Genomic DNA, 14564 nt, shown 5'->3' on the forward strand with positions numbered 1-14564 from the left:
CCCTGTTCGTTCAGTGTAGGCCGAGAAAACGGGAAGTGTTCAGTTTTCGCGATAACTGCGCTCAAGCAGAGGTTTTGCTTTTTCGAAATCGTCTTGCGTACGCAACGTCAACTCCAAATCCCCCGTACCCCAATGTCCAATATTGGTAACATCCCGGCTAAACCCATCTTCCAAGGCGACCGATGACGGGTCGACTTTCAACATGACTAAAAGTCGGTTGCTGTATGGAATGACACATGAAAAGTTCTTCAAACGACGGAACACCATGTAAAGCTTCAGTTGTTTTTCCTGAACATCATCGCCGAGGCTGATAAGATAACCAACCAACTGATCATAAATGCTACGAATGTCGTCAGACATGCTGGAGAGTTGTATATCTACGGTTTTATTGTGCCCCGCAGACTTAAGGACAGTCTGGTCTTCTGGTGCGCTGCTGGTAATGTTTTTTGCCGCCGTTGCATCCGGCACGCTCTGGGAATTGACGAGTTCCAAGAGCAGCAGATCATCTCCGAACAGCTTGTAACGCAGCAATTCGATATTTCTTGGGATTTGCTGGACCGCATATTCGTCATATCGCGTAAAATCAGCGGCGATGCAGAGCAAACGTGTGCCGGTCCATTCAATTTGATCGGCCGCCTCTTTACCGAGTGTTTCCATTACCAGCCAACGAAATTCCGCCTGATGGTCCAGTAGCCAATCTAGATAGAATAGCCCCTGATTGATGACGTTCTCATTGCTGTGGCGCTTGTATTCAATAATGACCGGACAGCCATTTTCATCCAGACCAAGAGAGTCGATACGCCCTCGATGGGTCTTGCCGGTTTTGTATTCACTGGCGAGAAAACGCACGCCAAGGCAGGTCGCCATATTGGCTTCGATAAGGGTTTGGAGGTCGCGCTCCAATTTGGCAGCCTGACTGGATAATTCGGTTGCCATGCCGTTGGAGAGGCGGAAAAGCTGAATATCGGTCATGCGGCTTGTACTTCAGAAACTGTATTGCGGACGTCGATTTTGCCTGTCACTGCTGCGGCTATGAGCGTGCTACGACGTTCTTTCAAAAGCTGAATGCCCTCTTCAGCCGATGAACTCAGTTGATCTAGTTCATTGGTTTTAGAAGCTAAAAAACTTGTAATTTCTATTTGTTCGTGAATGGGCGGGACTGGTAGTTGCATTGAATTCCACGCGTCCATTCTGAGAGCTTTTGTACCATGCCCGGCCTCATCAAGCCTAAATAATGACTCTCTGGCACTTCCTCGCAATAGCCAGGCTAAAAATTTATTATTAATATTTTCATTTCCTTGAATTCCTTTGAGGTCTTGATTAATACACATCGGAACCATGGCTTCAACTACAGGAAAAATTCTTGCCAGTATCATTCCTCGCACAACTATAATTATAGTTCCCGCAGGCAGAAGAGATGCTCCTCCGGCTTCGATGGCCAAATCAGTTATATGATTTGAGGTATCAAAAATTCGCTCAACCTTAAGATCTTTGGCTGATGCCCAAGGTATCTCCCCATTTTCCCAAAAATCTAAATTATCTTTGGTTGGTGTTCCGCCGCTTTTCAATGAAACCAGATATTTAATAGGTACTATCTCCCAATGTTCTGGCACTTCGCCGAGCCATGCGATGCCGGAATCTTTCATTGGGGCGTTGGGGTTGAGGCCGCGGGTGACGGCGTGTGAGATGGTGGCCTGACGCTTCTCCGCCAGCAACGTGAGAAGCTTTTCCTGCTCCGCAATCAGCGCATCAATCGTCCCAGTCTCACGATCAAGAAACGCCGCGATGGCGGTTTGTTCTTCGAGGGGAGGGAATACTACGGGAATTTCGGATAATTTTTCTGCCGTAAAATGAGAAATAGTCGATTTATTGCATATAATATCTATATATCCTTTTGATTTTATTGTTGAAATACAGTAATATAAAAATTTTGTATGATTATACTCTCTTGATCTAACTCTATTAATTGAATTTTGAAAATAGCACTCGTGTAACTCATCTTCCCAAATTGCAGAGCGTCCAACGTCGCCACCTTCACTGACCAATAAGTCTCCTTTTTGAAGACGAAGTTGGTTTCGCTCCCAAGGAGACAGCCACATAGATCTAACGTCGGATATATCAACCCCAGACCATTGAATATTTGCGGCCCGAAGATAATTGCATTTAACGTCGTCAACGCTTTTCAGTTCTGTCTGAAGCATTTTGCCAAGGCGTACGGTATAGCCACGTTTCAACGGAGCAACCTGCCAATGCTTAGGCACACGTCCAAGCCATTCAATGCCAATATTTTTATATTCGGGATAAGCAGGAAAGCTCATTCTGCTAACTCCCCAAGCATCTTCATAATATTGGCAGAAACAGCCTTCAGGTCCGCATCAATCTCATGCAGATCACGAGGCGGTTCAAACACATAGAAATGCCGGTTGAATGGGATTTCATAGCCGACTTTGCTTTTCGCATCGTCAATCCACGCATCTGGCGCATGAGGCAGAACTTCACGGGTAAAATACGCCCCAATATCGTCCGAGAGCGGGACGTTTTCCGTATCGCGCAAGGCACTATCAGGCTGCTTCTTGCCTTTCTGCTTCCCTTTGACACCGAGCACGACCCTGCCCTGCTCATCACGAAGCGGACGCTCAACTGTGATGGTCGTGTAGCCAAAATCCTCATTGCGGAAGATGCGAGAAATAGGGGCCAGCTTTACCTTGCCGCCCGTTGGCGCCTCCGGTGCAATCTCGCCCTCACGCAAAATAGAACGGCTGAGTTCTTTGCCCTCAGCATCCATAACCGTCGCCTGCTGGGCCTCAACAAAATGCCCAAACAAATTGGTGACAGTCGCAATATGTTCGTCGCTCATTTCCTTGCGTTTACTGCCAAGGCTCTTGCGCATCTTCTGCCAGAAGCTAGAAGCATCGATGAGTTGCACAAACCCTTTGCGCTGTGCCAGTTTTTTGTTGGAGAGAACCCACACATAGGTCGCAATACCAGTATTGTAGAACATATCTGTTGGGAGGCCGATAATCGCCTCAACCAGATCATTCTCCAGAACATAGCGACGGATCTCGGACTCTCCAGAGCCAGCGCCGCCTGTGAACAAAGGTGAACCATTCAGAACAATCCCGAAGCGGCTTCCCCCGTCCTGTGCGGGGCGCATCTTGCTGAGAAGATGCATGAGGAACAGCATAGACCCATCAGACACACGCGGAAGACCGGGCCCAAAACGACCGTCGAAGCCTTTATCCACATGCTCCTTAGTGACGATTTTCTGGACCTTTTTCCATTCTACCCCAAAGGGTGGATTGGAGAGCATGTAGTCAAATTTCTGCCCGCCATGCCCATCTTCTGAAAGTGTATTGCCCGCCACGATATTGGAAACATTCTGGCCCTTGATGAGCATATCTGCCTTACAGATGGCATAGGACTCATCGTTTAACTCTTGCCCGAACATCGTGAGGCGGGCAGCCGGGTTATGTTCATGGAGAAATTCTCCAGCTTCAGAGAGCATCCCCCCCGTGCCGGCGGTAGGATCGTAAACCGTGCGGACGACAGCCTTACCAGACGTCAGAACATCATCATCTTCAATGAAGATCAGATTGACCATGAGGCGAATGACCTCACGCGGGGTAAAGTGCTCACCGGCTGTTTCGTTCGAGATTTCCGCAAATTTTCGGATAAGTTCCTCGAAGACCAGTCCCATCTGAGCGTTATCGACGACGTCAGGATGAAGATCGATTTTGGTGAACTTCTCCGTCACTAGATACAGGAGGTCCGCTTTGGCTAGACGCTCGATTTGAGACGCAAAATCGAAGCGCTCGAAAATATCTCTCGCTTCAGGCGAAAAAGCCTGAATGTAGGCATGCAGGTTTTGCCGGATATGGTCCTGATCGCCCAGCAGCTTTTCCAGATCGAGCGGAGAGGTGTTGTAGAATGACTGACCAGACTTGCGCAGCAGGAAATAGGATGGATCGGCCATTCCAGCTTTTTTTCGGAGTTCAAACTCTTCAAGAACCGCCAGTTTTGTTGCTTCTAGCACGCAGTCCAGACGACGCAGGACCGTGAAGGGAAGAATGACCCGTCCGTATTCAGACTGTTTATAATCCCCACGCAGCAGGTCCGCGACGGACCAGATGAAAGATGAAAGTGCTTGATGGTTCATATTTGAAGGCCTGTCTGTACGCACGATAGAAAAAACTGTTAAAACCAGGATGTCAGTAACTTCAACGATATAGCCACCAGACTTGCCACAGCCTGGAAAACCCGTCGATGGCTAAGGGCTTGTTGCTATCGGCAGAGAATACCGAGCATACCGGTTTTCTCCTGTCCGGTTGAGCGCTCCGAGCGTGACAAGCTCTGCCAGGTCACGAGTTGCCGTGGCAGACGTTGCCCCGGTGATGGACCGATAATTCTGGGCGCTCAGACCACCTTGAAATCCATCAGGCCCTTCAGCCAGCATCCGAAGCAAAGCCTTTTCCTGACGAATGTTCAGCTTTCCCCGAAGGCGGTCCAGAAGCCTCGTCTTCTCAATCAGGAACCGAATGGTCTGAAGCGTGCGAGATTGAGCTTCCAGTACGATCTGGGAAAACCAGACCATCCAGCCTTCTATCCGGTTTGTCTCACTGGCTCGGTGCAGTTCGAGATAATACGCCTTCTTGTGCGTATTGATGGTCGCGGCCAAAGCCGTCAGCGTTGGGGCTTCAAGACTTTGCGCCAGTGCTTTTTCAGCAATGGCCCTTCCGATGCGACCGTTCCCGTCTTCGAAGGGATGGATGGTTTCAAACCACAAATGCGCAATCGCAGCCCGTTCAATCGCGGGTAAGGGGGCAGTGCCATGTGGAGCTGTTCTGTTGAACCAGTCAATAAACTGGGTCATCTCGGAAGGCACGCTTTGAGATGGCGGGGCTTCAAAATGGATGTGCGGTTCATGAAGGGGGCCGGAGATAATCTGCATGGCCTCAGCATGAGTTCGATATCCACCGATGACGTCCAGATCGCGACGGCCGTTCATGAGCATGGCATGCCAGTCAAACAGACTTTGGTCCGTTAAAGGAGAGGCATAATGACGATACAGATCTGCCATCAGTTCAGCGGCTCCTGCCTCGGCAGGCGTGGAACGTCGCCTGTCTGCTGCAAAGCCTAGCTGTCGGGCAATCGAGGATTGAACACTGGCCCGATCAAGCACCTCGCCTTCAATGGCTGAGCTCTCGACCATTTCCTGAGAGATCATCTGAACGACAAGCTGCTGACTGGCGTCTTTGTCGAGATGCTCCATCGCGCCTAAGACAACGCCTGCTCCCTTTAGGAACTGCGTTTCAGCATCCCGCAACCGGCTTTTCTCAAACTGAAAGTGCGGCCAATCCGGAAGCTGCCAATTCCAACGCATGATCGATACCTCAGAGTTATATCGATCACTTTATCCGTGTTTTATGATTGATAGAAGTTTAATCTATCAATCATCCTTACGGCCAATTTTCCCGCACATAAACCCGGAATAACCCGCAACGGCCTAGACCGATTTCATGACAAGATTTCTCATCCTTTCATCCGGATATGTGTAGTGTCGCGCAGCCCTTGACGGACCAAAGTTTTTCTCCAAACCTGTACTCCATCACGTTCACTGAGAAGAGCTTCATATTCCGCCGTTTTCTGCCGAAATTGAGACACTCCAAGCATCTCAAAAATGATGCGGAGCTGGTTCGAGTCCCGCAGCTCGCACCACATCTAAGTTATTGAAAATAAATGGCTTTTAGGGTTCTCAGCAACCCGGAGCCTCCATTCTTCTACAAAAGGCTTCTACAAAACGAGCCCCGTTGTGCTGATTCGTCTGCAATCCGGTTTCCATTTCAGACGCGGGATTCCCGTCCGCTTTCGGCCTGCTCTGGGAAAACGGGAAATCTGGCACTCTCTGGAAACCCTCGACAGAAATCTTGCCAGAACCCTCTCAGCTTTTCGAGTGCATCAGTCTGGCCATGTCTTCATCGGAAGAAACATCCTCGCTCAACAAGGCAATTAAGACCTTTCAGGAGGCTCTGGTCACACCTAACCTGCATTCTGTTCCAGTCCATTGTCCAAGCATACGATAGTGAGATTCAGGCTCTGAAGTCCTGCGACAGAACCATGAACGCCGAGCACCTTCTTGCAAGAATGGAAGACCATCAGCGGGTTTCCAGCGTGCTTGAGAAAATTGCTCTCGAAATCAGTGCTCTGACCGACATCATTCACAAGCTGGGAAAATCTGCGAGCCGCACTGGACATGGCTTGTCCGGTCCTTCCCCCCACTGCGAGTGACCCTGAGTTAAAAAAGTAAGGGTACTCATCAAAGGTTTTCGAATGCATCATTCTTCTGAAAAATCAAAACCAAGAAAAACTAAGTTTACGGAATAGTTTTATTTTTAATTTAATTAATTGTAAATTTAAAATCGAACATATTTCTAATGAAAATTATAATACATAAATAAGTATACATTAAATAAATTATAATTATTAAAACACATATGATATTTTCGGAATATTATATTTATCCATTTTAATTTTGCATTTTTCTCAATCGGTAAAATTAGTTAAAAATCCGAAAAAATAGATAATCTTTTGTATGTCAAAAAAAAGTTGATATCCACACTTTTAAGAAATGCTATTGATCTTCGTCCACGAAATAAGAAAGCGCCCCAGAAAAAGAGATGAATATTTCTTATTGCAACAAAGAATGAGCCTAGAAAAACAAAGCGATCCACTCGATAGCACGCGGTAAATATTCAATAATTCTTAAAATTCGTGGGAAGAATTTAAATGAATAGAAAATCCAACATTAAAATTCGTCATTTAAACGTAATAAAACATATTTATAAAATACAAAACTTAAAAAAAACATCCGAAGTGATGTCTTTAACACCCGCAGCAATATCCAAAACGTGTATAGAATTTGAAAAAATTATTGGTAAAACACTTTTTTCAAGAACTATACATGGACTTATACCCAATGAGATTGCGAAACGTGTTGTAGAATCTAGTATTTTAATTGAAAAAGAAATAGATAGGATGATTATCGATATAGATAATATCTATAACGAAAAAAACTATGTGAATATATCATTTCAATCAAACTCTATTATTTCAGAGATTATGAAATGTATCTTGTCTATAGTTTCATCTAAAAATGTAAATTTTACAGTGAACTATGGATCAAGAGAGCACCTATTTTCCTCTCTTTTGAAAGGAAGGACAGATATAATCTTTGCCAGTGCTTATAATGACATAATAGATGATAGGATTAACTATAAATATCTCATCCAAGATAAATGTGTTATTATCGATAAAGATCGTGCCTATTCAATGAAAGAGATAGTTAGAAACTGGGATAGCTTTCAATCGAAAGTATGGGTTCTACCCATTCGTGGAACAGCTATGCGTGATAGATTCGACTCTATTCTCGAATATAATGGCTTGAAAACACCGAAAAACCTGATTGAACTAAATTCAATCATTGGTGCATCCAGCTTGATAGATAATCCTGATACTATAGGAATGTCTACGATATCCTATTTAAAATCAGTAAAATATAAATTTGAAGAAAATAAAAACATCGAGGACCTTTCCGATATTACCCTCAACGTAGGGGTTTACTGGCGGCAAGATTCGAAAAAACTGGTTTCAGAAGTTGTGGATTTCTTCATCCATAATATGGATCTCAATAAGTAATTCATATTTATTCTCAATGCCTGAGAAGAAGGATTTCCACTTCTTCCCCTATTCGAGCGATCAGCCCCTTCCTGTTCTATTGCGCGACACTGGCATCCGATACGTGCTGCGTAGCTGCTGGGGGCCAGTAAGCAGTCACCAGTTCCGTCTGGATTGTTTCTATCTGCCCCTGAATCCAGTGCATATATTCATGCAGCCCACGAATAATGATCTCTTCTGCCGTTTGATCTTCGAGACTTGCGCGTAGGTCGGCCAGACGTTCCTGTACGGCATAGCATTGCTTGCGCAGATTGTAGTGCGTGGACAATGCGCCCAGAACGCTATCAGTCTGCCGTAAATTCAAGGCAAGAGACCGGGGAAATCCTTCGTTCTTCAGTAGAAATCCGACCACATTTGCTGGCGTTGTCGTGACCGGCTGCAAGCGTCGAAATGCGTGATATGCAGCCGCAGATCGCAGAACAGAAGCCCATTGTGTCGTATCGATTTCAGAGCCCACTTCTTCCTGGGGAAGCAACGTATGATATCGCGTGTCTATGAGACGGGTGATCTGGTCACTCCGCTCCATATGCCGCCCCAGAAGGTAGAAGAGCCATGCCTGATCGCGGTATAAAGTGCCTTCGGTTACGCCTGTATGGGTCTGGCAGTCCTGCTTGATGCGATTACACAACGCAGAAAGGCCAGTCCTGCGGATATCAGACGCCTGAAGATCAAGGACCCAACGGGTGAAGACGTTCAACTGCATCCACATTTCTGTGGAAATCAGTGGACGAACCGAGCGGGCATTTTCACGAACAGAGTTGGCCATCGCCTTAATGGAACTCGAATTTGCAACATCCGTAATGTAAAACTGTAGATAGTCCTGCTCGGTAGCCGCTGGATAAAGAGCGCTGAACCGCTCTTCGTCTGAATTGATCTGAACGATTGTATCCCAGGACGTCCGTCCGTCCGGGCCTCGTACGAACGCCTCGGTCACCTCAATCAGGCGTGCCAGATTTTCAATCCGCTCCATGTAGCGCGCCAGCCACATCATGCTTTCGGCATAGCGGGACAGAAGGGTATTCAGGCCGGGAAGCATGCCTGATGCCGTTGGGGAAAGCTGTGTCATACGGACATCACCCATGTATCCTTCGATCCTCCGCCCTGGGAAGAATTAACAACCAGAGATCCTTTGCGGAGAGCCACACGCGACAAGCCCCCCGGCAGCACCCACGTCGTTTTTCCGGTTAATGCGAAGGGACGTAGGTCAACATGCCGCGCCTCAACGCCAGCGTCACACAGGGTTGGCGTCACCGAAAGATCGATCACGGGCTGGCTGATGTAATTGGAAGGGTTCTCCGTCAGTCGGCGCCTGAATTCCTCGAGTTCGCTTTCCGTTGCGTGTGGCCCTATCAGAAGCCCATAGCCTCCGGACTCCCCGACAGGTTTGACGACAAGCTTCTCCAGATTGGCCAAAGTAAAGGCCAGCCCTTCTGGCTCAGCGCAGATGTGCGTTTCAACGCTTCCCAGAATGGGTTCTTCTTCCAGATAGTACCGGATAATCCGCGGCATATACGCGTACACGGCCTTATCGTCCGCAACGCCGGTCCCGAGAGCGTTGGCAATCGTCACGTTGCCTTGACGGTAGGCTTCCACCAGTCCGGGAACGCCGAGAAGACTTTCCGGATTAAAGGCCAGCGGGTCCAAGAAAGCGTCATCAATGCGTCTGTAGATCGAATGCACAGGTCGGAGCCCGGCGACAGTTCGCATGTAAACGTGGTTGTTTTCAACGAGGAGATCGCGCCCCTCAACAAGAGGAACACCCATCTCGCGTGCCAGAAAGACATGTTCGAAATAGGCTGAGTTATAGATCCCGGGAGACAAAAGAACGACCTGCGGGTTAGTCACGCCTTCCGGAGCGACATCGCAAAGCGCCCGATGCAGACGCAGCCCATAATCCTCTACCGAACGAAGAGGCATCCCTGATGCCAGATCCGGCATCAACCGCAGCATCATGTGTCGGTTTTCAATGACGTACGACACGCCTGACGGGGTTCTGGCGTTGTCTTCCAGAACAAGGAACTGCCCGCTGCGATCGCGGATCAGATCCGTTCCATTAATATGGACATACACGCCACCCGGGACATCAACGCCGACCATAGCCTGACAGTAATTGGCATTTTTCAGAACCAGATCTGCGGGAATGATACCGTCCTGCAGGATCTTGCGATCATGATAGATGTCCCACAGGAAAAGATTGATCGCCTTGACGCGCTGCTGCACGCCTTTTTCGATAAACGCCCATTCGTCGGCTGTCAGAACGCGGGGGATCACATCAAAAGGTAAAACCCGGTCAATGGCCTCCCGGTCAGAGTAAACCGTGAAGGTGATACCAAGACGGTACAACTGGGTTTCCGCATTGGATGTACGGTGGCGGAGTTCCTTGATGTCGAACTGGGACAGCCTTTCCTGAACCAGTTGCAGGGCCTCAGGTAACGCCTCTCCCCGGTTCATCAGTTCACAGAAAAACGCGGGCTTGAGATAAGCGGAGAAAATGCCGGCTTCCTGGACCTGGGATTGCAAGACGTTGGACCTCATCTGTTTGCCCCGTTTCCTTACCCGACAGCTGTATGAACCATACCCGGCCGGATCATTACGATTATTTATTAACCTATCAACTCCCTTCTGTTTGCCAAGCAATAAAAGCAGCAAGCAGTTTTGTTTTTCCCAGAATATATCAAGAGAGTTGCCGTTGCCGTTCTTCCTGTTACGATAAAGGAAGGATAATCCCGAGCTAACGGGACATCAGGGGAGCAGGGAACATCAGGTCATGAGAGTGGATCGCGGAAATCTGCCACAATGAACACGCTCGTGACGCTTCGCCACCACACGTCCTATCGCTATGACCGTCCCGTCTTTCTGGGCCCTCAGACTATCCGGCTGCGGCCGCCCGTTAACGCACGCAACCCTGTCCTGACCTATGCCCTGAACGTCGGTCCTGGCGAAGGTCAGATCGCGTGGCGGCTGGACGCCCACGAAAATACGGTTGCCGAAGCCATCTTTGCCGAGCAGGTCTCCCACTTCGATATCGAAGTCCGTATGACTGTAGATATCACGCCCTATGACCCCTTTCAGAAGGGCGGCCAGCCGCTTTCACAAACACCCGACAATCCCGCCTACAGAGTGGCTACGTCTGAGCCAGACCTGCTGGACGGCTTTCTTGACGGTCAATTCCTTTCAGCGGGAGAAACAGATCTGGCTCGCCTGATCTGGCTCAATCGCAAACTGGCACAATCGCTCCACTATAAGACCCGTATGGAGCCCGGCACCTGGGCGCCAGCTGAGACCCTGTCCCGCCTGACGGGCTCATGCCGGGATAGTGCGTGGCTAATGATTGCTTTCGCACGCAGGTTGGGCTTCGCAGCTCGGTTTGTCTCCGGATACCTGATTCAGCCAAAGCTATTGGATACAGACAGCCAGACCTTGACCTGCGACTTGCATGCATGGGCTGAAATCTGGGTGTCGGAATCAGGATGGTTCGGATTCGACACGACTTCGGGTCTGGTCACAGCCCAGAACCATATTCCCCTCGCCGTTTCGGCGACACCGGAAGAGGCTGCGCCTGTTTCAGGGCTTCTGGATCACTGTCAGGCGCGGTTTGATGTCCTAATGGAAGCACAACATTTGCACAGAGAGACCAATACCTGACATCATGCTTCGCAAGAGCTGCAATAAGGTGCCGAAACAGTGAAGCTTTTCTCATGTCAGTGCTGCCAGCAGGCTCTGTATTTCGAAAATATTGCGTGTGAATCCTGCCATCATCCCGTGGGCTATCTCCCTGGTTTGGCAACGCTGACCGCGCTGGAACCGACTGGAACGGGCCGTTGGCACCCCGTGGAAGAACAAGTCCAGCATGCAGAACTCGTCTACTGTGCGAACCATGCCTATGACGCCTGCAACTGGCTGACGACGCCAGACAGATCCGGCAGGCCCGCCATCTGCTTTGCCTGCCGCTTCAACCGGACAATTCCCAACCTCGACAATCCGAAAAATCTTGAGCGCTGGCGGAAGATAGAAGTCGCCAAACATCGTTTGTTTTACACGCTGCTTCGCCTCAAACTTCCAATCCGGAGCCGTTGGGAAGACCCTCATAACGGTCTGGCGTTTGATTTCCTGGACGATGCCGCAGACGGCTCTGCCCCCATTATGACCGGACATAACAACGGCCTGATTACTTTAGCCATCCGTGAAGCCGATGACGCTGAACGCGAGCGGATGCGGGTAGAGATGGGCGAGTATTACCGCACGCTTCTCGGTCATTTCCGGCACGAAATCGGACACTATTACTGGAATGTTCTGGTTCGGGATGCAGGGCGCCTGGAGAGTTGCCGCGCAGTGTTCGGCGATGACCAGCAGGACTATCAGGAGGCCCTGCAAAATCATTACAACAACCCACCGCCGGAAGACTGGCGGGAACGGCATGTCAGCATGTATGCGACGTCCCATCCTTGGGAAGATTTTGCAGAAACATGGGCCCATTACCTCCATATCGTTTCCACTCTGGAGACCGCATGGGCCTATGGCGTGACCATTCATCCTGTTCTGCCGGATGCATCACCCCTCTCAACCAACGGCCCCGGAAACGACCCGTATCTGACGTCCACATTTGACGAAATCATGGAGGCCTGGGTCCCCCTGACATCAGCGGTTAACAGCCTTAACCGCTCCATGGGCCTCTCAGATTTTTATCCCTTCGTACTGACGTCCGGGGTGCGGGAAAAGCTGGCGTTTATTCACTCCCTGATCCGGGAGACACAGGCGCTCGGCTAGGAAACCGCCTTTCCTGTCCCGAATTGGCGCGTGCGCATCTGCCGAGCCTGATGGATGAAGTACAGTTTGGCGCCCGTCATACGCACAGACCTGAACACAAGATAAACCGGCGCGGTCAGCGCCGTGCGGGACGAAAGCGGAATATAGGTGATCTGCCCCGCATGGTGCTGCTGCATGGAATGGGGAACGACCGAAATCCCCAACCCCCCGGCGACAAGACTGAGGGCCGCCATGAGCTGCGGCCCTTTCTGGCGGATATTGGGCATAAAACCTGCCCCGAGGCAGGCATCCACGATCGTCTTGTACAGACCGTTGTTGTACTGGCTTTGATAAAGAATGAAGTCTTCATTCTCCAGATCAGCCAGCCTGAGCCCCTCTGGTGGAGGATTGTCCGCAAGGGGATGGGCCTTGGGCACAGCCACAACCATGGGCTCTTCCAGAATCAACTCCACCATAACGTCCGAAACATCCGGGATGGACGCACGGACAAACGCGACATCCACCAGATCGTCTCGCAAGGCGCCGAGCAGCTGACTGGAATTCCCCTCTGTCAGGCCAAGCGTGACATCTGGCCAGCTTTCGCGAAAATACCCCAAAACGGCTGGTAAACTGGGGTGGCACATTGCTGAGTTGGTGAAGCCGACCGATAGCTCCCCGCTCTCGCCCCGCACGACACGACGGACATCTTCAACCGTCTCGTCCACACGGTCGAGAATATCATAGGCCCCCTTGAGCATACTGCGTCCGGCAGCCGTCAGGCGCATCCCTTTGGCATGACGCTCGAAAAGTTGAACGCCCATGGTTTCTTCACAGGAGCGCAACATCCGCGTGAGAGGAGGCTGCTGAATCCCCAGCCGTTCTGCGGCCCGGGTCAGGGTGCCTTCCTCCGCGATGGCAACAACGGCGCGGAAATGACGGAGCTCAACCATGCGATACCTTTAAGGTATGATGAAACCTGTATGGAAATATTGGATCTAACAGTTTTCCTCTCTAAAGTCCGCACGCCTTCTCACATACGGACAGACAGGACGCCCCCATGACCGACAAGATCCCCGCTACCCTTCTCGCCGGTGATGGTATCGGACCAGAAATCATGGCGTCTGTAACAACAGTGCTTGATGCTCTAGGAGCGCCTTTTGTCTGGGACCATCAGAGCGCAGGCATGGGTGCTCTGGAGAGCCAGGGAAGCGCCCTGCCTGATGCGACGCTGGAAAGCATCGCCCGTACGGGCCTGGTGCTGAAAGGCCCGTTGACAACACCTGTGGGCAAAGGCTTCCGCTCTATCAATGTGACACTCCGTCAGCAGTTCGATCTGTATGCGAATGTTCGTCCGACGCAGACAATCGTGCCAGGTGGTCGTTATGAGAACGTCGATCTGGTCGTGATCCGGGAAAACGTTGAGGGCCTTTACGCCGCCATGGAACACTACATGCGCGTTGGGGACGATCCGGAAGCTGTGGCATACGGCGCCGGGTTCAACACGAGAGCGGAATGTAACCGGATCGTAAGGTTTGCGTTCGAATACGCTGTGAAGAACGGCCGCAAGAAGGTTACGCTGGTTCACAAGGCCAATATCCTCAAGATCCTGAGCGGCATCTTTCTGCATGAAGGCCGCCGCGTAGCCGCAGAATATGAAGGCCGCGTGGAGCTTGAAGAGCGCATTGTCGATGCCTGCGCGATGGAACTTGTCATCAAGCCGGAAAATTACGACGTTCTCGTCACGACCAATCTTTTTGGCGATATCCTGTCTGATCTGGCTGCGGGGCTTGTCGGTGGACTGGGTATGGCACCAGGCGCGAACATTGGCGAGAAAATGGCTGTTTTTGAAGCCGTTCATGGCTCAGCACCTGACATTGCAGGTCAGGGCATTGCTAATCCGCTCGCACTGATGATGGCAGCCAGCATGATGCTGGCCCATGTGGGACGTCAGGACCTGTCCGCCCGCCTTGATGCCAGCATGAAGCAGGTCCTGACGACAGGCAATATTCGCACCCGCGATCTTGGCGGCACGGCTACAACAGAAGACGTCACGCAGGCCCTCCTGCGCGCCATTCACTAAACCAGAC

13 protein-coding genes are annotated in these 14564 nt (G+C 50.3%); 6 read left to right on the plus strand and 7 right to left on the minus strand.

The window, feature by feature from the left end; all coding sequences use genetic code 11:
* Positions 1–39 precede the first annotated feature (39 nt).
* The 4 genes from KP707_RS04135 to KP707_RS04150 all read right to left on the minus strand — a co-directional run bounded on the left by KP707_RS04135 (position 40) and on the right by KP707_RS04150 (position 5380).
* The gene (locus KP707_RS04135; RefSeq protein ID WP_215751629.1) at positions 40–972 is read right to left on the minus strand and encodes a DUF5655 domain-containing protein; all 933 of its coding nucleotides are present in this window, start codon (positions 970–972) and stop codon (positions 40–42) included.
* On the minus strand, positions 969–2318 hold the full coding sequence (locus tag KP707_RS04140) for a restriction endonuclease subunit S (protein ID WP_215751628.1): 1350 nt from the start codon (positions 2316–2318) through the stop codon (positions 969–971). Before KP707_RS04140 ends, KP707_RS04135 begins: the two co-directional genes overlap by 4 nt.
* Positions 2315–4156 (minus strand): class I SAM-dependent DNA methyltransferase, encoded by a 1842-nt coding sequence (locus tag KP707_RS04145; protein WP_215751627.1) that lies wholly within the window; start codon positions 4154–4156, stop codon positions 2315–2317. The genes KP707_RS04140 and KP707_RS04145 overlap by 4 nt, the downstream gene beginning before the upstream one ends.
* 111 nt (positions 4157–4267) lie before the next feature.
* A complete protein-coding gene (locus KP707_RS04150) occupies positions 4268–5380 on the minus strand; it encodes a Fic family protein (RefSeq protein ID WP_215751626.1) in 1113 nt (370 codons plus the stop codon).
* Positions 5381–5809: 429 nt separating this feature from the next.
* On the opposite strand from KP707_RS04150, the gene KP707_RS17050 reads away from it, so the two are divergent.
* From KP707_RS17050 to KP707_RS04160, 3 genes are all read left to right on the plus strand, one after another.
* A complete protein-coding gene (locus KP707_RS17050; RefSeq protein ID WP_338085305.1) occupies positions 5810–6010 on the plus strand; it encodes a DUF6538 domain-containing protein in 201 nt (66 codons plus the stop codon).
* 104 nt (positions 6011–6114) lie between these two features.
* The gene (locus tag KP707_RS16715) at positions 6115–6285 is read left to right on the plus strand and encodes a hypothetical protein (protein ID WP_249202785.1); all 171 of its coding nucleotides are present in this window, start codon (positions 6115–6117) and stop codon (positions 6283–6285) included.
* A 498-nt stretch (positions 6286–6783) separates the two neighbouring features.
* Complete coding sequence (locus tag KP707_RS04160; RefSeq protein ID WP_215751625.1) at positions 6784–7692, plus strand: hypothetical protein; 909 nt, start codon at positions 6784–6786, stop codon at positions 7690–7692.
* Positions 7693–7768: 76 nt separating this feature from the next.
* On the opposite strand, the gene KP707_RS04165 is transcribed toward KP707_RS04160, so the two are convergent.
* Together KP707_RS04165 and KP707_RS04170 are read right to left on the minus strand one after the other, a co-directional pair.
* Positions 7769–8767, minus strand: a complete 999-nt coding sequence (locus KP707_RS04165; protein ID WP_086633579.1) for an alpha-E domain-containing protein — start codon at positions 8765–8767, stop codon at positions 7769–7771.
* A 26-nt stretch (positions 8768–8793) separates the two neighbouring features.
* Positions 8794–10266 (minus strand): circularly permuted type 2 ATP-grasp protein, encoded by a 1473-nt coding sequence (locus KP707_RS04170; RefSeq protein ID WP_202207186.1) that lies wholly within the window; start codon positions 10264–10266, stop codon positions 8794–8796.
* Positions 10267–10527: 261 nt separating this feature from the next.
* Between KP707_RS04170 and KP707_RS04175 the strand changes: the two genes are divergently transcribed.
* Positions 10528–11376 carry a transglutaminase family protein gene (locus KP707_RS04175; protein ID WP_215751624.1) on the plus strand — a complete coding sequence of 283 codons (849 nt, stop codon included), beginning with the start codon at positions 10528–10530 and terminating at the stop codon, positions 11374–11376.
* A gap of 39 nt (positions 11377–11415) precedes the next feature.
* The gene (locus KP707_RS04180) at positions 11416–12498 is read left to right on the plus strand and encodes a putative zinc-binding metallopeptidase (protein ID WP_099211816.1); all 1083 of its coding nucleotides are present in this window, start codon (positions 11416–11418) and stop codon (positions 12496–12498) included.
* On the opposite strand, the gene KP707_RS04185 is transcribed toward KP707_RS04180, so the two are convergent.
* A complete protein-coding gene (locus KP707_RS04185) occupies positions 12495–13427 on the minus strand; it encodes a LysR family transcriptional regulator (protein WP_211509396.1) in 933 nt (310 codons plus the stop codon). The two genes, KP707_RS04180 and KP707_RS04185, sit on opposite strands and share 4 nt — an antisense overlap.
* Before the next feature lie 107 nt (positions 13428–13534).
* Between KP707_RS04185 and KP707_RS04190 the strand changes: the two genes are divergently transcribed.
* Complete coding sequence (locus KP707_RS04190) at positions 13535–14557, plus strand: isocitrate/isopropylmalate dehydrogenase family protein (RefSeq protein WP_215751623.1); 1023 nt, start codon at positions 13535–13537, stop codon at positions 14555–14557.
* Positions 14558–14564 lie beyond the last annotated feature (7 nt).

It is taken from the genome of Gluconobacter sp. P5E10 (assembly GCF_018812145.1).
In the GTDB taxonomy this organism is placed as follows: Bacteria; Pseudomonadota; Alphaproteobacteria; order Acetobacterales; family Acetobacteraceae; genus Gluconobacter; species Gluconobacter cerinus.